General features: G+C 47.5%; 25 protein-coding genes. 15 read left to right on the top strand and 10 right to left on the bottom strand.

All coding sequences use genetic code 11. From position 1 onward, the window contains the following. Positions 1-5 precede the first annotated feature (5 nt). Positions 6-1355, bottom strand: coding sequence for an adenylate/guanylate cyclase domain-containing protein (locus tag V7723_RS06725; protein ID WP_335683677.1), 1350 nt, complete (start codon positions 1353-1355; stop codon positions 6-8). A 60-nt stretch (positions 1356-1415) separates the two neighbouring features. Then, positions 1416-2252, bottom strand: a complete 837-nt coding sequence (locus V7723_RS06720) for a class I SAM-dependent methyltransferase (RefSeq protein WP_335683676.1) — start codon at positions 2250-2252, stop codon at positions 1416-1418. A 109-nt stretch (positions 2253-2361) separates the two neighbouring features. Here V7723_RS06720 and V7723_RS06715 point away from each other — a divergent pair, with 109 nt between their 5' ends. Next, complete coding sequence (locus tag V7723_RS06715; RefSeq protein ID WP_335683675.1) at positions 2362-3117, top strand: enoyl-CoA hydratase/isomerase family protein; 756 nt, start codon at positions 2362-2364, stop codon at positions 3115-3117. Between the two features lie 95 nt (positions 3118-3212). On the opposite strand, the gene hslU is transcribed toward V7723_RS06715, so the two are convergent. Both hslU and hslV read right to left on the bottom strand, forming a co-directional pair. Next, entirely contained in the window at positions 3213-4523 is a 1311-nt protein-coding gene (hslU, locus tag V7723_RS06710; protein WP_335683674.1) for an ATP-dependent protease ATPase subunit HslU, read from the bottom strand. Then, complete coding sequence (hslV, locus tag V7723_RS06705) at positions 4516-5076, bottom strand: ATP-dependent protease subunit HslV (RefSeq protein WP_335683673.1); 561 nt, start codon at positions 5074-5076, stop codon at positions 4516-4518. Before hslV ends, hslU begins: the two co-directional genes overlap by 8 nt. A 183-nt stretch (positions 5077-5259) precedes the next feature. Between hslV and V7723_RS06700 the strand changes: the two genes are divergently transcribed. From V7723_RS06700 to V7723_RS06665, 8 genes are all read left to right on the top strand, one after another. Beyond that, a complete protein-coding gene (locus V7723_RS06700; RefSeq protein ID WP_335683672.1) occupies positions 5260-5526 on the top strand; it encodes a hypothetical protein in 267 nt (88 codons plus the stop codon). Positions 5527-5633: 107 nt separating this feature from the next. Next, on the top strand, positions 5634-6233 hold the full coding sequence (hisB, locus tag V7723_RS06695; protein WP_335683671.1) for an imidazoleglycerol-phosphate dehydratase HisB: 600 nt from the start codon (positions 5634-5636) through the stop codon (positions 6231-6233). A 104-nt stretch (positions 6234-6337) separates the two neighbouring features. Beyond that, positions 6338-6979: an imidazole glycerol phosphate synthase subunit HisH gene (gene hisH, locus V7723_RS06690; RefSeq protein WP_335683670.1), complete on the top strand. Its 642-nt coding sequence runs from the start codon at positions 6338-6340 to the stop codon at positions 6977-6979. Further along, positions 6980-7534, top strand: a complete 555-nt coding sequence (locus V7723_RS06685) for a GNAT family N-acetyltransferase (RefSeq protein WP_335683669.1) — start codon at positions 6980-6982, stop codon at positions 7532-7534. Then, positions 7531-8265 carry a 1-(5-phosphoribosyl)-5-[(5-phosphoribosylamino)methylideneamino]imidazole-4-carboxamide isomerase gene (hisA, locus tag V7723_RS06680; protein WP_335683668.1) on the top strand — a complete coding sequence of 245 codons (735 nt, stop codon included), beginning with the start codon at positions 7531-7533 and terminating at the stop codon, positions 8263-8265. The genes V7723_RS06685 and hisA overlap by 4 nt, the downstream gene beginning before the upstream one ends. Continuing rightward, positions 8258-9016 carry an imidazole glycerol phosphate synthase subunit HisF gene (gene hisF / locus V7723_RS06675; RefSeq protein WP_335683667.1) on the top strand — a complete coding sequence of 253 codons (759 nt, stop codon included), beginning with the start codon at positions 8258-8260 and terminating at the stop codon, positions 9014-9016. The genes hisA and hisF overlap by 8 nt, the downstream gene beginning before the upstream one ends. Before the next feature lie 9 nt (positions 9017-9025). Further along, entirely contained in the window at positions 9026-9355 is a 330-nt protein-coding gene (locus V7723_RS06670; protein ID WP_335683666.1) for a phosphoribosyl-ATP diphosphatase, read from the top strand. Between the two features lie 12 nt (positions 9356-9367). Further along, a complete protein-coding gene (locus V7723_RS06665; protein WP_335683665.1) occupies positions 9368-9736 on the top strand; it encodes a histidine triad nucleotide-binding protein in 369 nt (122 codons plus the stop codon). A gap of 3 nt (positions 9737-9739) precedes the next feature. Here V7723_RS06665 and V7723_RS06660 read toward each other — a convergent pair whose 3' ends face one another. Together V7723_RS06660 and V7723_RS06655 are read right to left on the bottom strand one after the other, a co-directional pair. Next, positions 9740-11470 carry an adenylate/guanylate cyclase domain-containing protein gene (locus V7723_RS06660; protein ID WP_335683664.1) on the bottom strand — a complete coding sequence of 577 codons (1731 nt, stop codon included), beginning with the start codon at positions 11468-11470 and terminating at the stop codon, positions 9740-9742. Positions 11471-11502: 32 nt separating this feature from the next. Then, entirely contained in the window at positions 11503-12492 is a 990-nt protein-coding gene (locus V7723_RS06655) for an adenosine kinase (protein WP_335683663.1), read from the bottom strand. Positions 12493-12598: 106 nt separating this feature from the next. On the opposite strand from V7723_RS06655, the gene V7723_RS06650 reads away from it, so the two are divergent. The 5 genes from V7723_RS06650 (at position 12599) to V7723_RS06630 (ending at position 16160) form a co-directional block, all read left to right on the top strand. After that, positions 12599-14020, top strand: a complete 1422-nt coding sequence (locus V7723_RS06650; RefSeq protein ID WP_335683662.1) for an amidase — start codon at positions 12599-12601, stop codon at positions 14018-14020. Positions 14021-14102: 82 nt separating this feature from the next. Then, positions 14103-14786, top strand: coding sequence for an EI24 domain-containing protein (locus tag V7723_RS06645; RefSeq protein ID WP_335683661.1), 684 nt, complete (start codon positions 14103-14105; stop codon positions 14784-14786). Next, positions 14786-15295 carry a hypothetical protein gene (locus V7723_RS06640; RefSeq protein ID WP_335683660.1) on the top strand — a complete coding sequence of 170 codons (510 nt, stop codon included), beginning with the start codon at positions 14786-14788 and terminating at the stop codon, positions 15293-15295. Before V7723_RS06645 ends, V7723_RS06640 begins: the two co-directional genes overlap by 1 nt. Before the next feature lie 26 nt (positions 15296-15321). After that, positions 15322-15726 (top strand): nuclear transport factor 2 family protein, encoded by a 405-nt coding sequence (locus V7723_RS06635; protein ID WP_335683659.1) that lies wholly within the window; start codon positions 15322-15324, stop codon positions 15724-15726. 29 nt (positions 15727-15755) lie between these two features. Next, a complete protein-coding gene (locus tag V7723_RS06630) occupies positions 15756-16160 on the top strand; it encodes a nuclear transport factor 2 family protein (protein WP_335683658.1) in 405 nt (134 codons plus the stop codon). Positions 16161-16182: 22 nt separating this feature from the next. On the opposite strand, the gene nth is transcribed toward V7723_RS06630, so the two are convergent. Then, positions 16183-16821, bottom strand: a complete 639-nt coding sequence (gene nth, locus V7723_RS06625; protein ID WP_335683657.1) for an endonuclease III — start codon at positions 16819-16821, stop codon at positions 16183-16185. A gap of 53 nt (positions 16822-16874) precedes the next feature. Here nth and V7723_RS06620 point away from each other — a divergent pair, with 53 nt between their 5' ends. Next, complete coding sequence (locus V7723_RS06620) at positions 16875-17417, top strand: DUF2244 domain-containing protein (protein WP_335683656.1); 543 nt, start codon at positions 16875-16877, stop codon at positions 17415-17417. Here the strand turns inward: V7723_RS06620 and dapB are convergent. From dapB to dnaK, 3 genes are all read right to left on the bottom strand, one after another. Next, complete coding sequence (dapB, locus tag V7723_RS06615; protein ID WP_335683655.1) at positions 17381-18193, bottom strand: 4-hydroxy-tetrahydrodipicolinate reductase; 813 nt, start codon at positions 18191-18193, stop codon at positions 17381-17383. The two genes, V7723_RS06620 and dapB, sit on opposite strands and share 37 nt — an antisense overlap. Positions 18194-18273: 80 nt before the next feature. Further along, positions 18274-19401: a molecular chaperone DnaJ gene (gene dnaJ, locus V7723_RS06610; RefSeq protein WP_335683705.1), complete on the bottom strand. Its 1128-nt coding sequence runs from the start codon at positions 19399-19401 to the stop codon at positions 18274-18276. A 104-nt stretch (positions 19402-19505) separates the two neighbouring features. Continuing rightward, entirely contained in the window at positions 19506-21425 is a 1920-nt protein-coding gene (dnaK, locus tag V7723_RS06605; protein ID WP_335683654.1) for a molecular chaperone DnaK, read from the bottom strand. Positions 21426-21620 lie beyond the last annotated feature (195 nt).

The following is a 21620-nucleotide window of genomic DNA, read 5'->3' as shown; positions in this document are numbered from 1 at the left end:
AAAATTCAAGCGGATAAAATGACAAGATCGACAGTTCCGCTAACGCCATCAACGGTCCGGTTCTTGCGCGTTTCCAAATTGGCGCGTGGCGAATAACCTTGTAGTTGAGCAGTATCGACGGCACCACGTGTAGTAACCGCATTCGCCTTTTCGTCCTTGGCGTGTTTGTCCAGCTTGGCTGCAAGATTTACCGGCTCACCAATGACTGTATATTCCAATCTGCTATCATCGCCTACGGCTCCGAAAACAATGGGGCCAACGGCAGACGTAAAGCGAATTGTCATAGCAATTTTGCCATCTGCTTCTCGATCGCGAGACCAAAGTTGAGCTTCATCTACAAGGTCCTCCATCGCCCGGAGGCAATCTGCGGCATAGTGATCGGTGGAAACCGCTGCACCAAAAGTCGCTAGAATGCCATCTCCCAGGAACTTATCAATCGTTCCCCCATGCCGTTGAATTACCGGTACCATTCGGGACTGGTACTCGGCCAACAATGAAATTACTTCGTTGGCCGGCCTTTCCATGGATAGTTTTGTGAAGCCTTGTAAATCACAATGTAGAATTGCCGCGGTGCGGGATTCTCCTGTTCCTGGTTCGATCCAGCTTTCTGAATGAGTTATCTGGTCGGCAATTTCGGGCGAGAAAAACCGAGATAAATCTTCCGCTGCCGTGGCCTGTGCGACCGAATTTATCAAAAGTTTTCGGGCTCTGACAATGACAAGGGCAAGGATTAACGTGACAACGACAATACTGATGACTTTGTCGAACTCTGCTCCGAGCAGAATTTTGTGAGACATCGTATATACAACATAATCCCGGGTGATATCAGACATGCCATCATCAAAGAAAACCGCGTATCCAAGCAGGGTCATCCAACCAATTGCTGCCGAAGCGCCTGCTAACAACACATAGCCTGCCTCAAAACGTAATGCTCGAAGCGCAATGAAAATGAAAACGTATAAAAGGGTTGGTGATTTCAGATAGAAAGAAGCTGGTTGTTCATATTGGACATGAAAGCTCCAGATGAGAAACATCAACAGGACCATATCGGCGATGACAGATAACGATAGAAAAACAGGCCCTACCTTACCCGAATAAGCAAGCCCAAGCCGGAATAACGTGAATATTCCATAGGCCGCAAGCGCATAGGGGACAGGCGCGAACATTGCATCTGCAGAAAACGTTTTCGGTGATAGGCTGTAGAGCGTCGAAAAGGTGACGACGATGAATACTTGTACCCACGCAATTAATATTTCCGATTGGGTTTGTTGACGTTCAATCGCGTCTTTCACTCGTCCTGGGAGTTGCCCCTGGATTTCATCCCCTAGGATTGTTTTTTTTACTTGTTGCCACATGTTCGGTATATGCGCCTAATTTGTTTAATTTGAACACACAAGAAGTCATTTATCCGTGATCTAGTTTTTCCGGAGCCATAAACTTGTTTCAACGGCCCCAGCCTCTATCGGTAGTGCCGCAATTGATGATGCGTTGAATGCAGTCTTCATACGACTTGTAACATAGGCGCTTGAGAAAACGATGTCATAGCCGCCTCCCAGAAAAAACGGCGCAATTGCCTGTTGTTCGTTATAGCCGCGCCAGTCCCAGTGTTCGGGATAATCGTCGGGCAGAAAAATATCATGAATATGGACAAGAACACCTGACGGCAAGCCCGGCAGAATTTCAAGAAAAAGGAGATCAACATCTGTGCCGGGCATTGAAATATGGCTGGAGTCGATAAAAAGAATATCTCCCTCACCCAATTCCGAGAACAAAGTAACGGGGGCTTGCTGAACTGTATTTCGAACAACATCGATTGGGAGCGTTTCAATCGTTGCACGCGGTGCCGGGTCGATGGACACAAATTTGGTTGAGAGAGAACCATCATGAATAGCTTGCATCATAAAACGGGTCGAATGTCCGGACCCAACCTCGATGATGCGTGAGGGCTGAAGACTGCGAACCAATCCATAAGCAACAGCTGCATCTAGTCTTGGAAACCAGTCTTGTTCCCAGCGCGGGGCAGGCGGAGGTTGCTGGCCGAAGGAAGAAAATATTGAGTTATATTGATCAAGGGAATCTAGAATTTTCAGGAATTCTGGTTCTACGTGCTTCATAAATGCGTCAATTTGACGGTACGGGCCGCGACTGCCGGCGCTTGGTAATGTATCTGCATATCGATACGGAATAAAAAACCCCTGCTTGTGATACCCCAAGATAGTGTTTAATCCCATTCGAAGGCGACGCATACTCATAACTGTTCAAACCTTAATCGACCCGATTTTCGTTTCTCGTGGTACAATCTATATCAACCTTATATGGTCAAGAAAACGCCCTAATAAAAAGAAAGTAGGACCGTAGACCATGAGCACATCTTTTCATATCAACGTTGAAAATACCACTCTAACAGTGCGACTGGATAATCCTGAACAGCATAACATTTTGTCGCCGACGACGATGAAAGATTTGCGCGAGGCGTTAGAAAAGCAAAAAGAAAACTCGGACCTCAGGGTTGCCATCCTCACAGGGACGGGGAAAAGCTTTTGTGCAGGTGCGGATTTGGGGGAGCTGGGGCGCTATAACTTTGACGAAAATCCTTTGGAGATGTTGACGGATATGGTGGAAAAGCTTCCTTTTCCGACAATTTGTGCATTGAATGGTGGGGTTTATGGTGGCGGTGCGGATTTGGCCATGTCCTGTGATTTTAGAATTGGTGTGACTGGAATGAGCTGTTTCATTCCACCTGCTCGAATTGGCATCCATTACCCGCCGACAGGCCTGACTCGCGCCGTTGCGCGGCTTGGTCTTGGCCCGGCCAAGAGGTTTTTTCTGGCTTGCGAGAAGATGTCGGCGGAGGAATTGAAGGCCATCGGATTTTTGGACTATTTGGTTGATCTATCTGACTTGGATGAGCGTACGAGCCAGCTGGTAGAGTCAATATCGGCACTGGCACCATTGAGTTTAAGGGGAATGAAAGAGACATTGAATGACATAGCCCGCGGGGAACTTGACATGGGGAAAGCCCGAGCAGCCCAAAAAACGTGTTTGCAATCCAATGACTTTATAGAAGGCCGACAGGCTTTGGCGGAAAAGCGGACCGCAAATTTCACGGGCACATAAATTTTCCGGCGCTTGTTGGTAAAATTACCTTCAGAAGCACCGGTAAATTTGCCGGATGGAAGCAATGCCCATCCGGCGTTTACCAAGTATAGTGCTTAGAGAATAAACTTGGAAAGATCCATGTTGGTTGCCAATTCTCCTAAATGCTCACGCACGTAAGCCGCATCGATATCTACAGTAACCCCGCCTTTATCAGAAGCCGTGAAACTGATTTCTTCTAAGACCCGCTCAAGCACCGTATGTAATCTCCGGGCACCAATATTTTCCACTGCCGCATTTACATCAGCGGAAATCGTCGCAATTTCCTCGATGGCGTCGTCCGTGAAGTTGAGAACAACTTCTTCAGTTCCTAAAAGAGCGACATACTGTTTGATCAGACTGGCTTCCGGCTCTGTTAAAATACGTTTGAAATCATCTTTGGTCAGGGCGCGCAACTCAACGCGGATCGGAAGTCTGCCTTGTAGCTCGGGCAGGAGGTCGGAGGGCTTTGCAATATGGAAAGCGCCGGAGGCAACAAACAGAATGTGGTCTGTGCGAATTGTTCCGTATTTCGTACTGACAATTGTTCCTTCAATGAGTGGCAATAGATCCCGTTGCACACCCTCACGGCTGACATCAGCGCCTTGCCGGTCACTTCGTGCGCAAATTTTGTCAATCTCATCTAGAAACACAATACCATTATTTTCGACCAACGCTATTGCTTCTCGAACAACGCCTTCCTCATCAAGAAGCTTATCACTTTCTTCATCGATAAGAATTTTATAGCTATCTTTCACTACCAGTTTACGAGATTTCGTTCGGGGTCCACCAAGTTTTCCCAACATGTCGTTAATATTGAGCATGCCCATTTGCGAGCCCGGCATTCCGGGAATATCAAATGTCGGCATGCCGGAATTTCCGGTATCGAGAAGTTCAAGTTCGATTTCCTTCTCGTCAAGTTCGCCTTCTCGCAGCATTTTACGGAATTTCTGGCGAGTATCTGAAGAGGACTTTTCGCCAACCAATGCATCTAGAACACGCTCTTCAGCGGCTAGCTCTGCCTTGGCTACAACCTGCTCACGTTGATCAGCACGGACCATGTTCAAGGCAATTTCAATCAGGTCACGAATGATTTGTTCGACATCTCTTCCGACATAGCCGACTTCGGTGAATTTTGTGGCTTCCACTTTCAAAAAAGGCGCGTGAGCCAACTTCGCCAGGCGGCGAGAGATTTCCGTTTTACCAACACCTGTCGGGCCGATCATCAATATGTTCTTTGGCAGCACTTCCTCGCGCATTTCTTCTGGAAGCTGCTGACGGCGCCAGCGGTTACGCAAGGCGATAGAAACGGACCGCTTCGCATCAGCTTGTCCAATTATATAGCGATCTAGTTCATAAACTATTTCACGTGGCGATAGATCAGACATTATTTTGAATACTTTCAACAATTACATTTTCGTTCGTATATACACAGATTTCAGCGGCGATTTTGAGGGATTTTCTCGCAATATCTTCTGCTTCCATATCGTCACGGTCAACCAGTGCTCTGGCTGCCGCCAACGCAAAGTTGCCTCCGGATCCAATGGCAATAATGCCGTCTTCAGGTTCCAGAACATCCCCATTGCCGGTGAGAATTAACGAAGTTGTAGCATCTGCCACAGCCATCATCGCTTCTAGTCGACGTAAGTATTTGTCAGTTCGCCAATCTTTGGCCAGTTCAACGCAGGCCCGGGTTAAATTGCCGGGATGTTGTTCCAGCTTTCCTTCCAGCCGCTCAAACAAGGTAAATGCGTCTGCTGTTGCGCCAGCGAACCCGACAATAACATCCTGTGCAGCACCAATACGCCGCACTTTTCGGGCGTTTCCCTTGATGACAGTTTGGCCGAGGGAAACCTGGCCATCTCCAGCGACAACGACCGTCCCATTTTTTCGAACCGATAGTATCGTCGTTCCGCGCCAGCTTGGTGGATTTTCAGACATGATTATTTCTTTTGTTAAGTTCATTTGCTCGTTCAAGACGATGTAACCATTTTGACGCGAGGGTCAAGATGCAAAGGCGACTACAGACGATAAACATGTGTTTTACGCGCTTCAGAGGTTCACATTTGTTGTCGGCACACGTCTTTATCGCGGTGAAGAACATAATTTGGAGGAAAAATTTAGATGAGCGAACTGGATAATCGAACTGACCCAGGTGGGGATAGCGCTTCCAATCTTCGAGCAATTTTCGAAATACTTAGTTATATTTTAGTCGATGCACAACATGACAATTATAAAGAGCTTGCGGAGCGAATAGAATTTGCCCTGAACTGTGCTGAAAAACAAATTAAACAGGAATCGCAGAACCTTAACTCAGGGGGCAATTTTGCTGATTACGGGGAAAGCACGGGCTCATTGAGTACAAGGGAGAATGAAGAGACACTTATCTGATCTCGAAAGGTTGTTTGCAAAATCTCTCTATTGCTTGGAATTCTTTCCTTATCCTGCTATATCGTCGCCAAAGGTTCGGGATGTTTGATGGCCTGGAAGGATATGTCATGCGTGAAGGTAGTGTAAAACGGGCAACAAAAGAAACCGAAATTGAGGTTTGGTTGAATCTCGATGGTACAGGTACCTATGATGTTCAGACGGGTATAGGCTTTCTGGATCATATGTTGGAGCAGTTATCGCGTCACAGTTTAATGGACCTTAAAGTCAGAGCCACTGGCGATCTTCATATTGATTATCATCATACAACAGAAGATACGGGTATCGCAATTGGCGAAGCTTTTTCAAAGGCGATCGGTGATTTGAAAGGTATTCGGCGATACGCATCCGCGCTGATACCGATGGATGAGACATTGACGCGGGTCGCGCTTGATGTATCTAATCGTCCTTATCTCATCTGGAACGTAGAGTTCAGCCGGGATAAACTCGGCGAAATGGACACGGAGCTTTTCAAAGAATGGTTCCAAGCCTTTGCGCAGGCGGCCGGCATCACTTTGCATGTCGAAAATCTCTACGGTGAAAATAATCATCATATTATCGAGAGTTGTTTCAAAGCCTTGGCTCGATCCTTACGTGATGCCGTGGAAATTGATGCTCGCCGATCTGACGCTGTACCGTCTACCAAGGGTGTATTGGGCGGAAGCCTGTAAATAATATCGTCGTGATTTAACGCAAATTGAGCGGATGTGGATCGTTTAATCTACAACCAAACAAGGTGCATAGTCGCGATCCAAGAGCGGAATTTAGTTTTACTATGGAAACAGTAATAATTGATTACGGTTCGGGCAATTTGCGATCGGCAGCAAAAGCGTTTGAGCGATCCGCCCGCGAGGCAAACCTTGCCATGAAAATTGTGGTGACGAGTGATCCAGACAGAATTCGTCATGCAGACCGAATTGTTCTTCCTGGGGTCGGGGCTTTCAAGTCCTGCAAATTGGGTTTGAACGCTTTGACGGGTATGGAAGAAGCGCTTGTCGACGCTGTTATTGATAAGGGTCGCCCGTTTTTCGGGATTTGCGTCGGTATGCAGCTGATGGCGACACGGGGAATAGAATATGGCGTAACCAAAGGGTTTGATTGGATTGCTGGTGACGTTGTTAAGCTTGAGCCGGCGGATTCTTCGTTCAAAATTCCGCATATGGGTTGGAATGAGCTGTCATTTCGAACCACTCATCCACTCTTTGATGGCATAGAGAATGGCCAACATGCTTACTTTGTACATAGTTATCATATGACCACATTGGACCCAGGGCAGATTCTCGCGACCGTTGATTATGGTGGTGAGGTGACAGCAATTATAGCGCGCGACAATATGATAGGAACACAATTTCACCCGGAGAAAAGTCAGGAAACGGGACTCTCTTTGATTACCAATTTTCTGAAATGGAAGCCTTAAATGTCTGAAAATAGCAGAAATATTAACCAGCCAGTTATTGAGTCAATTGACGAATTCGAGCAATCAGATCTTGATGATCTATGTGATGCCGCTGACCAAGCTATTACAGATGGCAATGGATTTGGGTGGTTAACACCTCCACGACGCGGTGTTCAAGAAGCGTTTTGGAAGGGCGTTCTGGTTGTTCCCGTTCGGGAACTTTATTGCGCCCGCTTTGAAGGTCGAATAGTCGGATCTGGTCAATTGGTGAAGCCTTTTTCAAATAATGAAGCGAGCGGGCATATTGCTCAAGTAGCGACATTTTTCATCGCGCCTTATGCGCGCGGACATGGATTGGCGATTGGATTACTGGCGGTCATCGAGCAAAGTGCTGTCGCACAAAACTTTAAAATATTGGAAGTTGATGTGCGAGAGACACAAACGGCCGCAATTTCTTTGCTAGAAAATAATGGGTATGATCGCTGGGCAGTTAAACCAAATTATGCTTGGAACGGTGTAAAATTTGTGGACGGTTATTACTATAAAAAAGACCTCGGGGCAGTTGAACCCTCATGAACATTTATCCAGCAATCGATCTAAAAGATGGCAATTGTGTGCGTTTACTGCGGGGCGAAATGGACGCTGCAACCGTATTCAATACTGATCCAGCCGATCAAGCGCGTAGTTTTAAAGATGCAGGTTTCACGCGATTGCATTTGGTCGACTTAAACGGCGCCTTTGAAGGAAAGCCGGTAAACGCGGCGGCCGTAGAAAGTATTTTGGGCGCAACTGATGTTCCGGTTCAGCTGGGCGGCGGAATTCGCGACTTGGCAACGATAGATATGTGGCTGCAAAAAGGTCTTCAGCGCGTAATATTAGGTACGATAGCGCTGCGCAATTCGGCGATGGTTATTGAGGCCTGTAAGACCTTTCCCGGCCACATTGCCGTCGGCATTGATGCGCGGGATGGCCGTGTTGCCGTTGAAGGATGGGCAGAAACGAGTGAAACAACAGTTCTTGACCTTGCAAAGAAGTTTGAAGACGTTGGTGTTGAAGCGATTATTTACACAGACATTGATCGAGATGGTGCATTGCAGGGCGTGAATTTGGAAGCGACACGTGATTTGGCCGCTGCGATAAATATACCTGTTATTGCGTCTGGTGGAGTTGCCTCAATTTCTGATATCGAAAATCTATTAGCAGTTTCTGATAGCGGCATTGAAGGTGTTATTGTTGGACGGGCGCTTTATGACGGTCGGATCGACCCGAGCGAAGCGATTGCACTCGTACGAGGTGAGCATGCTTAAATCTCGGATTATTCCGTGTCTGGACGTCAAAGATGGCCGGGTGGTAAAGGGCGTCAATTTTGTTGACCTGATTGATGCAGGCGATCCAGTCGAACAAGCGCGAATCTATGATGCTCAAGGTGCCGATGAATTGTGTTTTCTCGATATTACAGCAACGTCTGACAATCGCGATACCATTTATGATGTCGTCAACCGCACCGCTGAACAGTGTTTTATGCCCCTCACTGTCGGCGGCGGTGTCCGGCAAGTGGAAGATGTTCGAAAATTACTATTGGCAGGTGCCGATAAGGTATCGATCAACAGCGCAGCGGTTACCCGACCGGAACTGGTGCGTGAGGCGGCCATGCAGTTCGGAAATCAATGTATTGTTGTCGCTATTGACGCCAAGCAAACAAATCCCGGAAAATATGAGATCTTTACCCATGGTGGTCGGCAGGAAACCGGAATTGACGCTGTAGAATGGGCGCAACGTATGGCTGAGTATGGTGCAGGCGAGATCCTTTTAACGTCAATGGACAGAGACGGGACGCGGTCTGGTTTTAACATTCCTTTGACACGGGCGATCGCCGACGCGGTATCGATCCCCGTGATTGCTTCAGGCGGTGTGGGAACACTTGATCATTTGGCAGAGGGTATTCGGGAAGGGCACGCGACGGCAGTCTTGGCAGCGTCCATCTTTCATTTTGGTGAATTTACTATTGGTGAAGCAAAGCAAGCGATGCAAGAAGCCGGCATTGCGGTCCGACTTTAGGAGACAAATATGTCAAATGACACCCATGTGCTGGATAAGCTCTACGCGACGGTTTTAAGCCGGAAGGGCGCCGATCCGAGTGGTTCCTATACGGCGAAACTGTATAGTGAAGGCTCAAAAAAAATAGCACAGAAAGTAGGAGAAGAAGCTGTCGAGCTTTCGATTGCAGCGGCTTTGAAGGATCGGGAAGAGATTATTTCAGAAAGCGCAGATTTACTCTATCATTTGAGTGTACTCTGGGCGGATGCCGGGGTTGATCCTGTGGAAATTTATGCCAAACTAGCGGATCGGGAAGGCTTATCGGGCTTGGCCGAAAAAGCGGCACGCTTGACGAAATGAAAGACATAAATCATGGCCTATGACGACGACAATATCTTTGCAAAAATTCTGCGCGGAGAAATTCCAAACGCAACAGTGTTTGAAGACGAAAGCGTTCTTGCTTTCAATGATATTGCCCCGAAGACTCCAGTACATGTCCTGGTAATACCAAAGCGTCCTTATATAGATATGGATGATTTCTCGGCCAATGGGACGGCAGAGGAAATCGGGAATTTCTTCAAAAAAATTGGTGATATTGCCCGAAATCTTGGTCTTGACGAGAGCGGATATAGGGTCGTATCCAACAATGGATCAAATGCCGGTCAACTCGTTCCGCATTTTCATGTGCATATAATGGGTGGACAGAATATTAAAGAAGGCAGCATGGCCAGCGGCATGTAGCGCTTAACTTTCAGCGGTGCCATTATCGGGAGGCATTTTTTGAGCGTCGTCAACGACAAAGATTGTAATTGGCTCCTCGCGGCCACGAACCATCACTTCTTCTGATCGAAGGGATGAAAAATTCCGTCCGGATCGTTTAGCGAGCTCGTTTGAAAATATAAGTTGGCTTGAAAATTCTTTGTTCATGGTTTCAAGACGGCTTGCAGTATTGACAGCATCCCCTATGGCGGTAATGGATGTGGCGTTGCCGTAGCCCATCTTGCCAACGATAACTTGCCCCAGATGTAAACCAATTCCAATCCGAAGCGGGATTGGTAAATCGGATTTCAAGTTTCGGTTCATAATTTCCAGCTCTGCTGCCATGGCAGTTGCGGCATCGAGTGCTTTTTGGCTGGCAATCTCAGGGCTATCTTCCAGCCCGAATAAGGCCATGACACCGTCGCCAATAAACTTATCAAGATGACCGCCACTGGCTTCGATTGCTTCTCCCATGTGCCGAAAATATTGATTGATTACGAAAACCACATCATAGGGGAGCTTTTGTTCAGAGAATTTAGTAAAGGCGCGCAAGTCAGCAAACAGGATAGCGATTTCTTTCTCTTGTCCGTGCAGGTAGCCTGGTTGATTGAATCCTTGTTGGGGGGTGGATTTGGCAGGAAGCAACGGGATCACAGAGACATCCGTGACAGGCTTAACCTGGCAGGCGAGCCGGGTGCCCTCGACAGCGCCAACGCGCTTGAGGACTGCCGCTTCACGTTCACTGGGAGGTTCCAAATCCACTTCTCCGTCGACAATCCTGACACGGCATGTTGAGCAACGCCCCCGTCCACCGCAGACGGACGCATGTGGGACATTTCCAAGGTTACTGGCTTCCAGGATGGTTAATCCGGGGGCGGCGGAAACGGTTTTCCCATCTGGGTAGGATACCGTAATCAATTTCTTTCGTTTGAAATGGGCGATCCAGAACAAACGGCTGGCACCGAGTAGGACTAGGGCGACGATCATAAGACGCAATCCCTGGTCACGAACTTCGTAAACCCATCCGACGAGTCCCTCTGGCAGGTCCAGTTCCGCAAAAAAAGCAGTTCGCCACGCTGCATCAGCGAACAGGTCTTCGACTTCATTTGCACCATTTATAAAACCTGTTAACGCCAGAATCGGTAGCGCTAGAGAGATACTGTATAATATGGGAAAAGCCGAGCTATACCACGGCTTCAAACGCAGCCAGAAATGAACGCCAAGGCACCCATGGACCCAGGCAAAAATTAAGGCGGCACTTTGCAAAAGAGCTTGCAACGGCGTGGCGACCCACAAGCTAAAAAGCACGAAGGAGTAGCTGTCGTCTATTCCATAAATCTCATGTACAACGCGGGTGCCAATAATATGCAAAAGGATTAGAGGTGGTATCGCAAAACCCATAATAATTTGAATGATTTCACGGGTAGGTATTCGGCGATACGAATGGATCGACAGCATTTTAACGAATACCAATATCATATGTGTCGCGATGGCGGCGAGCAGCAAGATAGTTCCTGGAAGGCTACGCCAGACTTCAAGAAACACTCCCCGACCAATTTCCATCGCATTGAGCGAAATCAGGCCTAACGAATGATTGAGTAGATGCCCAGTCAGAAAAACCATCAAAACCAGACCGCTTACCAGCCGCAAACGTCCAGTGGTGAAAAACTGTTTAAACGGTTTTCGTACGGTTTCGGGATTTATTCCCGTCGTCATCTATCAGTCACGGTTAAGGATGCTCCTATACTCTACGCCTTGTTCGTAATGAGACTTTGAAGTTCTACTGCTGGTCGGGCTCCATAATGACTGATGATCTCTGCAGCGGCAATAGATCCGATACGGCCACTGTCCGCTAAAGTTCGGCCATTGGTATATCCAAAAAGGAACCCCGCAGCAAATAGGTCACCGGCACCGGTTGTATCCACGACTTTGACATTCTGCTCTGCTGATATTTCATGTACATCACTTCCGTTGACGATCACGGATCCTTTTTCACTTCTCGTCAAACAGGCAATATCGACTTGGTTACGGACCGCATCAAGGGCATCATCAAAACTATCTGTTTGATAGAGAGATTTGATCTCGTCTTCGTTTGCGAAAAGGATATCGACGCCAGTTTGGATAAAATCTTTAAACTCGTCTCTATACCGATCGACACAAAAACTGTCAGAAAGCGTGAGCGCTACTTGTTGACCTGCCGCATGAGATATTGCCGCGGCTTTTCGAAAAGCTTCTTTTCCTTGTTCGGGATCCCATAAGTATCCCTCCATATAAGTCACTTTTGATGACGCAATCATTTCTGGATCAATATCATCAGGGCCAAGCTCAATACAAGCGCCTAGATAAGTGTTCATAGTGCGATGGGCGTCTGGCGTCACTAACACGAGGCATCTGGCCGTTGCCGCGCCATTCGTGCTTTTAGCTGTTTGAAAAGTGACACCGATTGCCTGAATATCATGGCTGAAGATTTCCCCCAACTGGTCATTCCGCACTTTTCCGATATAGGCGCTTTTCCCGCCAAGTGATGCGATGCCCGCTGCAGTGTTGCCAGCAGATCCTCCGGACATTTCCAATGCAGACTGCATTTTGCCATATAAGTCTTCAGCGCGATCTTTGTCGATCAACATCATGGAGTTTTTTGTCAAACCCTCACTAGCCAGAAAACCGTCATTGGTTTTTCCAATAACGTCGACGATGGCATTGCCAATACAGGCTGTGTCAAATTTTTGGGGTGTCATATATTTTCTCGTTACTCAATAATCAGGACCTGGCGAGTATAGTGGTTGCGACGTGTTGGGCAAGCGAAGGCTGTACAAACGATCCTTTTTTTGCGAACAATGGAACATGACAGATTTAATAAAAATGACCGCGACAGAAGCCGTGGCACTGCTCAAAGCGGGAGAGGTATCCCCGCATGAGCTGATAGACGCGTCTGAAAAGCGCATTTCAGAAACAGATGGTGCAGTGAATGCTCTTCCAACGCTGTGTTTTGAGCGCGCGCGCCAGCATGCTGACGCGCTTGCTAAAGACGTAATTTCAGATCGCCCCAACCATCATTTGCATGGTCTTCCCATTGCCATTAAGGATTTGACACCTGTAAAGGGCGTCCGCTTTACCCAAGGATCGACAATTTATACAGATCAGATTGCGACCCATTCGGACTTAATGGTGGAGCGTCTGGAAGAGTGTGGTGGGATTGTTGTTGCAAAAGCCAATACGCCGGAATTTGGGGCTGGTGCCCAGACCTTTAACGAAGTTTTTGGTACGACAACAAATCCGTGGAATACATCCAAAACGCCGGGCGGTTCTTCAGGTGGATCCGCAGCATCGTTGGCCGCCGGACAGGTTTGGCTGGCGCAAGGTAGTGATTATGGCGGCAGCCTGCGAATTCCGGCCAGTTTTTCCGGCGTGGTTGGATTGCGCCCATCTCCCAAACGTGTAGCGCATGGGCCATCAGGTCTTCCATTTGGTTTGAATTCCGTAGAAGGACCGATGGCAAGGAACGTACCCGATGTCGCCTTGATGCTGGATATGATGGTAGGCGAGCATATTGCCGACCCCTGTAGTTTGCCGGCTCCGCAACAATCCTATGTGGATTGTCTAAAGTCAGTACCAAAGTTCGGCAAGGTCGCCTATAGCCCCAATCTTGGGGTATGTCCTATTGATCCGGAAGTGGCCGCCATTTGTGCGAACGCCGCAAAAGATTTCACCAATTACTGCGCTGGCGTGGAAGAAGATTGTTTTGATTTGTCAGATGGCGAAGAAATGTTTCAGGTACTGCGAGCCGCCCAGTTTTCTGCGGCGCATGCCCCTAAACTAGAGAGTGACCGGGACAAGCTAAAACCGGAGTTTATCTGGAATGTTGAAAAGGGAATGGCACTCACGGCGGGGGAGATTGGTAAGGCACTTCGGGATCAGGCGGTACTTTATCAGGGGGTTGTAGAATTTTTTGGCGATTATGATTTGCTATTATGTCCAACCGTGATGGTCCCGCCATTCGACCACAACTTACGATATATTGAAGAAGTGAACGGTCAAAAATTTGATAACTACCTAACCTGGTTGTCGATGACATTTTTATTGACGAACACGGCATGCCCGACGATTTCTGTTCCTTGCGGATTTACCAAAGACGGTTTACCCGTGGGACTACAGATAATGGCGCCGAATGGTCGCGAAGATATTGTATTGCAGGCAGCTTATGCTTATGAGCGTGATCATGATTTTGCCACTCAAGTCCCTATTATGCCAAGAGTTCCATCTTAAAGCCTTAAAATAGTTGCATAGAAAGCGAAGACATCATACATGAACCGTTATCTGACCAGATCGAAAAACATGAGGATGTGACGTGTATTCAGCGATAACATTGGCTATTGGACAGCTCGGCGATCCCGCTTTTCGCTCTGTAATGTTGAAAGCGTTGGCGCTTACCGTAGGGATTTTTTTCCTTCTCGGCATCGGTGCAACGACCGTTTTTTCTTCTTATGTTCCCAATTTTCAATGGGAATGGGTCAATACGGCGCTCAGTGCTCTTACGGGCCTCGGTTTCGTTGTTGGCGGCTTTTTCTTGTTTCCGCTGGTTATCAGTGCCCTGATAGGACTGTTTCTGGATGATATTTCAGATGCAGTAGAGGGGAAGCATTACCCCAACGATGAAAAGGCACATGACGTTCCGATTATGTCCAGTATTTGGGATGCAGTAAAGTTTCTGACGGTGATCATCGTCTGCAACATTATCGTACTCCCTCTTTATTTCATTCCGGTTATAAATTTGTTTGTTTACTATATTCTGAATGGGTATCTTATCTCACGGGAATATTTTCAGATGGTCGCAATTCGTCATCATGATGTCGATGATGTCACTCGGTTACGTAAATCAAAATCAGCGGAATCATTTATTATGGGCGTGGTCATCGCGTTTTGCCTCACCATTCCAATTGTAAATTTGATAACGCCTATCATTGCGACTGCCGCGATGGTTCATCTTTATAAAAAACGCGTTGGAAGTAAGAGTGTGAGTTTGGTTCCTTAATGCGGCATTTCGTATTACTTATCGGATTTGCCGGATTTCTATCTGCCTGCGGTTCAAATACAACGGTTTCAAATTCGGGTTCCATTTTGCCGGAAAAGGCCAGCCAGCCAGCAGTTTCAAGCCAAGAACATGTCGTTCCAAAGACGAACATACCGACACCAAAAACCTCGTCGCCAACGCCCGCCATCGCAGTTGTAAAGCCTCGAATTCTTTTGGAACCGGAAATAATGGTTGGGCGATCGGTCGTTGAAGTGCGGGATATATTTGGTGCGCCGACCTTGTTGCGTGTCGATAACCCGGCAGAAGTATGGCAATACCTGGCATCTGAATGTGCCATGCATTTGTTTTTCTATCCGGGTGGGGGTGGCGGTCAACTAACAGTCAGCCATATCTCCATTAACGCGCGAAAAAAGTCGACTGTATCGGAATTGGATACGAAACTTTGCTTCAATAATTACCTTCGAGACATTGGCGCTGAAGGCGCGTTTGTTGCAAGCGGAACGTCCTGACGAATAGAACATAGAGAAGGATTGTCATGTCCGATATCAGCCAGGTTGAAGTACGTAATCTATTTCGTCATCTCCAGAATAATGAGTCTGAAAAGTTTTTCGCTCGGGTGAGGGATGATGTTCAATGGACAGTTAAAGGGACACATCCCCTGGCGGGCCATTATCGAAGTAAGCAGAATTTTCTAGCGGCAACCTTCTCGCGGCTCAATCTAATTTTGCAAGAAGGTGTAGTGCTCAAAGTTGAGCATATCTTTACGGCTAACAACACTGCAGTAGTCGAAATGAAATCACTGTCGACGGCAAAGAATGGGAAACCGTTCAACAATACATATTGTTGGGTGGTAGAATTTGATAGTGAAAAAAACATTGCAGTAGTACGTGCTTATTTGGATTCTGCTCTTGTTCAACAAATCGTTGACGAGAATGAATAGATTTACTTTTTAGGGTTACGAGGAAATTGATGCCGGCAATTCAGAAAACCGAAATTCAAGAGATTTTTTCGTATTGGGAAACCAATCAGCCAGAAAAGTTTCTTGAAAGACTGGCCGAAGACTTTGAACGGACTGTTATGGGAACGCATCCGCTGGCGGGTGTCTTTAAAGGCAAGGAGGCCTATTTAGACGGTGCGTTTAATCGACTGAATAAGGTGCTCAAAGACAAAGTTCGTCTGGAAGTTATCGCGATTTACGTGGATGGACAAACGGCGATCGTCGAATTGAAGTCTTTTATGACGGCGATAAATGGTCAGCCCTATCACAATTCCTATTGCTGGATCGTTCACTTTAATGACGAGAAACAGATTTTCGCCATTACTGCCTATTTGGATAGCGCGCTCTTGAAGCAGGTTATCGAAGAAAATGAATAAAGACGCTGCCCTTCATTGCCGGTTATTCAGGAAGCAATTTCCCTTTGAAAGTGCATAAATCGGAGACAATACAGCGAGCGCATTCCGGCTTACGTGCTTTGCAGATATAGCGCCCATGAAGAATGAGCCAGTGATGAGCATGACGCAAAAATACTTTGGGAATGCGTTTTTCGAATTTTCGTTCCACTTCAAGTGGGTTTTTTCCCGGCGCAATACCTGTGCGATTTCCCAATCGGAATAAATGAGTATCGACGGCAATTGTCGAATGCCCGAAAGCCATATTCAGCACAACATTTGCTGTTTTTCTCCCGACACCAGCAAGTTCTTCCAATTCTTCCCGGGTTTGCGGGATCTCGCTGTTATGGTTTTGGACTAAGGCTTCACAAAGTTTGATGACGTTTTTGGCCTTGGTTTTATAAAGGCCGATAGATTTTACATAATCCCTTACCTGATCTTCACCGAGTGCCAGCATCTTTTCGGGAGTATCAGCGACAGTGAACAAGGGCCCGGTTGCTTTGTTGACGCCGATGTCTGTTGCCTGGGCAGATAAAACGACTGCGACGAGCAAGGTAAAGTGATTGACGTAATCCAGCTCTCCCTGCGGGTCCGGATTGTCTTCTTCAAGGCGCCTAAAAAATTCATGAATATTTGCTTTTTTCATCCTATGTTATTGGCATAGGGTAAATGTATTCGCAATGATCAATTTGGGGCGCTATGTGGGAATCGGATATCGGCATAAATGACAAAGAAGATAAGCTTGCTGAAACGGGCGGCGGATCTTTCTATATTGCGCTGCATCCGAGCCGAAGCCTCTCAAAAAAGGGATTTATTATCCTGATGACGGCCGTTACCGGTGTCAGCTTTGTTGCAGGACTAATTTTCTGGTCCATGGGTGCCTGGCCGGTGTTTGGGTTTTTTGGTCTTGATGTATTACTTATTTTTGGGGCGTTTCACCTTAATTTCAGGGCGGGCCGCCGCCGAGAAATTATCGAGATCAAACAGGATATGGTTTTGATTACGCGGCTTTCTCCTGATGGCCGATCCCATCGGGACGAGTTTCAAGCCTATTGGGCGCGCAGCTTATTGAGCAAAGGCCAGCTTTGGATCACTAACCGCGGACGCAGTTATGAAATCGGAAATTTTCTAGGAGAGGAAGAGAAAGAAGAAGTTCAGGGATTAATAGCGCGAGCTTTGAATACTTATCGTACCGGCGGGTTTCTTCAGTCGCCCAACCCCAGCACATCCATCATATCATAGTTGCCGGCTGGTTTGCCTCTTGCCCAAAGTGCTGCGCGAACGGCACCCCGAGCGAAAATGGATCGATCACTGGCTTTATGGGTAATTTCAATACGTTCGTTTTCCGCGGCGAACATAACGGTATGTTCACCAACGACATTGCCGCCCCGCAGAACCGCATAGCCAATGTCGCCTTTTTTACGGGCTCCTGTGATACCATCCCGACCACGGTCTGCAACAGTATCATGGTCGACGTTGCGGCCCTCCGCTGCGGCTTTACCAAGTAACAAGGCGGTACCTGATGGCGCGTCAACTTTGTGATGGTGATGCATTTCAAGGACTTCGATATCAAAGTCATCGTCCAGCAATGCTGCAACCTTTTTCGTCATTTGGGCCAGAAGATTAACGCCAAGGCTCATATTTGCCCCTTGCACAATAACCGCGTCTTCGCCGCAAGCGGTTATTTCCGCTTGCTCTGAATTACTGAGGCCAGTTGTTCCTATAACATGAACGGTGTGATGTTTCGCGGCGAGTTTGGCATGTGCCACCGATGCTACCGGCGCCGTAAAATCGATCACCGCGTCAGATTGTTGAAACAGGGCATCTGTATCGTCACTGATGAGTATTCCGGCTGAGCTAAGCCCGGCAAGCGCCATTATATCCTGGCCAAGGAATTCGGAACCTGCAGGCTCGGTGCCGCCACAAATGTGACATCCATTGGTTTGGGTTACCTGATTGATCAGCATCCGTCCCATACGCCCGGCACAGCCGACGATGCCGATTTTTAAATCACTCATGTCATCAAACTCTCAAAATTTCGAGGCTACGTCTTTAGCATAGTTAATTCGACGTGGCGAGATAGATCGGGAATCTGGAACTAGTCTTTTAGATCGGCAAGGAAATCTTTCACACGGGAGAAGAAACCTTCGGATTCAGGGCTATGAGCCCCTTTTCCTTCAGATTCAAACTCCTTGAGAAGCTCTTTTTGACGTTTAGTCAGGTTTACCGGCGTTTCAACAATCGTGTGAATATACATGTCCCCATGGTTATGGGAATTCATGATCGGCATCCCTTTGGAACGTAACCTAAATTTGCGACCGGACTGAGTGCCCGCCGTAATCGCCACTTTTGCCCGGGCACCATCAAGTGTGGGGACCTCGATATCACCGCCCAATGCGGCAACAGTGACCGGAATGGGAACCCGGCAATGAATATTTTGGCCGTCCCGTTGGAAAATTCGGTGATCCTTAACGCTCAGGAATATATACAGATCTCCAGATGGGCCGCCGCGCATACCCGCTTCGCCTTCTCCCGATAGACGGATACGGTTGCCGTCATCGACCCCTGCCGGAATGTTGACAGACAAGGTTTTTTCTTTGTCGGTCCGGCCTTCACCGCGGCAAGACTTACAGGGTTTTTCGATGATCCTGCCTTGTCCCTGACAAGAGGGGCAGGTCCGCTCGATCGTAAAAAAGCCTTGCTGTGCCCGAACTTTTCCGTGGCCTTGGCATGTACTGCAGGTTACTGGCTCAGATCCGGCTTCGGCACCGCTACCATCACAGCTGTCGCATTCAACAGTCGTGGGGATTTTAATCTCCATCTGTTTACCGTTGAAGGCTTCTTCCAGTGAAATTTCTAGATTGTATCTTAAGTCGGAACCTCGACCACCGCCGCTTCGACCGCCGCCAGGCTGTCCGCCCATGAAATCTCCGAAAAGATCTTCGAAGATATCGCTGAATCCGCCGCCCATGCCGCCAAATCCTGCTCCACCACCACCTTGTTCAAAGGCGGCGTGACCATATTGGTCGTAGGCACTTCGTTTCTGCGGATCCTTCAGAATTTCATAAGCTTCGTTGACCTCCTTAAAGGACGCCTCCGCCTCAGTATCTCCTGGGTTTCGATCCGGGTGATACTTCATCGCCTGTTTGCGATAAGCTTTTTTCAAATCGGAATCGTCAACATTGCTGTCAATACCGAGGATTTCATAGTAGTCGCGTTTCGCCATATCTAGATCAATCACTCAACGAAATTCCGCCCCGAGAGGGTTGTGCCTCATCGGAGCGGTTTATTCAAGGATAAGAATATTTTCGGGTTATCTGCAAATTATTCTTACTTGTCTTTTTTGTCCTCATCGACTTCTTCGAAATCGGCGTCAACTACATCCTCGTCAGAAGTTTCACTTTCTTCAGAAGTTTCTGCATCGTTTTCCGATCCGGCTTCTTCAGTTTGTGATTGAGCATAAAGCGCTTCACCAAGTTTCATGGAAGCTTCTTGCAAAGTTTCCATTTTCGCAGTGATGGCTTCTGCATCATCGCCTTCTTTTGCTTCCTTAAGCTCAGTAAGGGCAGTTTCGATCGGCGCCTTTACGTCTTCCTCAACTTTGTCACCAGCTTCGGCTAAGGTTTTTTCCGTCATATGAATGAGGCTGTCGGCCTGATTCACAATTTCGACTTTTTCTTTACGTGCCTTATCTTCAGCGGCATGCTCTTCGGCGTCTTTGACCATCTGGTCTATGTCTGACTCACTTAGACCACTAGAGGCTTGGATCTGGATTTTCTGTTCCTTGCCTGTGCCTTTATCTTTAGCCGAAACATTGACAATCCCGTTGGCGTCAATATCGAAGGTTACTTCGATCTGAGGAATACCACGCGGTGCTCCTGGAATATCTGTCAAATCGAAATTTCCAAGCAATTTGTTATCGGCGGCCATTTCGCGTTCACCTTGGAAAACCCGAATTGTAACAGCCTGCTGATTATCTTCGGCTGTTGAGAATGTCTGGCTTTTCTTGGTCGGAATTGTTGTGTTCCGGTCAATAAGACGAGTGAATACACCGCCAAGAGTTTCAATACCCAATGAAAGAGGTGTAACGTCGAGAAGCAAGACGTCTTTAACGTCGCCTTGTAACACGCCACCTTGAATAGCGGCGCCCATGGCAACTACTTCATCCGGATTAACACCCTTGTGAGGTTCGCAACCGAAGAAGTTCTTCACTGTCTCATGGACTTTTGGCATCCGGCTCATACCACCAACGAGAATAACGTTGTCGATTTCACCTTTTTGCAAGCCGGCATCTTTCAACGCTTTTTCACAAGGAGGCAATGTCCGTTTAATCAGATCCTCAACAAGATTTTCGAACTGTGCCCGTGTGAGCTTCAGTTGCATATGTTTAGGGCCCGATGCATCCGCTGTGATAAACGGCAAGTTAATCTCGGTTGCTTGCGTTGAGGACAATTCAATTTTTGCCTTTTCCGCTGCTTCTTTCAGGCGTTGGAGGGCCATCTTATCGGATCGCAGATCAATGCCCTGTTCTTTCTTGAATTCGTCAGCGAGATAATCAACCAACGTCAAGTCGAAGTCTTCACCACCTAAGAAAGTGTCGCCATTTGTTGAACGGACTTCAAAGACACCATCGCCGATTTCCAGAATAGAAACGTCGAATGTACCACCACCTAAATCAAAGACGGCCACAGTCTGATTTTCTTTATCCATTCCGTAAGCAAGGGCTGCTGCGGTTGGCTCGTTGATAATGCGAAGCACTTCAAGGCCTGCAATCTTACCGGCATCTTTTGTTGCCTGACGTTGGGCATCATTGAAATACGCTGGAACTGTAATAACGGCCTGCGTTACGTTTTCTCCAAGGTAGCTTTCAGCCGTTTCTTTCATTTTCTGCAAAATGAACGCGGAAATCTGGCTTGGGGAATAATTTTCGCCCCGAGCTTCTACCCATGCATCACCATTGTCGGCTTTGACAATGTTATAGGGAACCATCGCTTTATCTTTTTGCGTTGTCTTGTCGTCGAACCGACGTCCAATCAGACGCTTGATCGCAAATAATGTATGTTCAGGATTTGTAACGGCCTGGCGTTTTGCAGCCTGACCGACTAGTTTTTCACCGTCTTCAGCGAAGGCTACAATGGACGGAGTTGTCCGGGCACCTTCTGCATTTTCGATAACTTTCGCATCTTTTCCGTCCATGACAGAGATACAGGAGTTTGTCGTTCCTAAGTCAATTCCAATTACTTTAGCCATATTTTCCTCTTCTCGATTGGCAGATCAACGCGGCCACATCATGCACCACAATGATCCCCGGGCTTTAAACTGTTCGGTTATTCGTCGTGTATATAAGTTCGAAACGCCTCTAATGCAAGGGTTGGAATAGGCATGATGACTCTAATTTGTCAGTTTTTGTTGTGGTATTTATCACCGGGGCGTCTGCATAGCTGA

Origin of the sequence: Sneathiella sp. (genome assembly GCF_036960985.1) — a bacterium.
GTDB lineage: Bacteria > Pseudomonadota > Alphaproteobacteria > Sneathiellales > Sneathiellaceae > Sneathiella.
The sequence above is the reverse complement of the archived record's forward strand: the minus strand, read 5'-3'. Positions and strand labels throughout refer to the sequence as shown.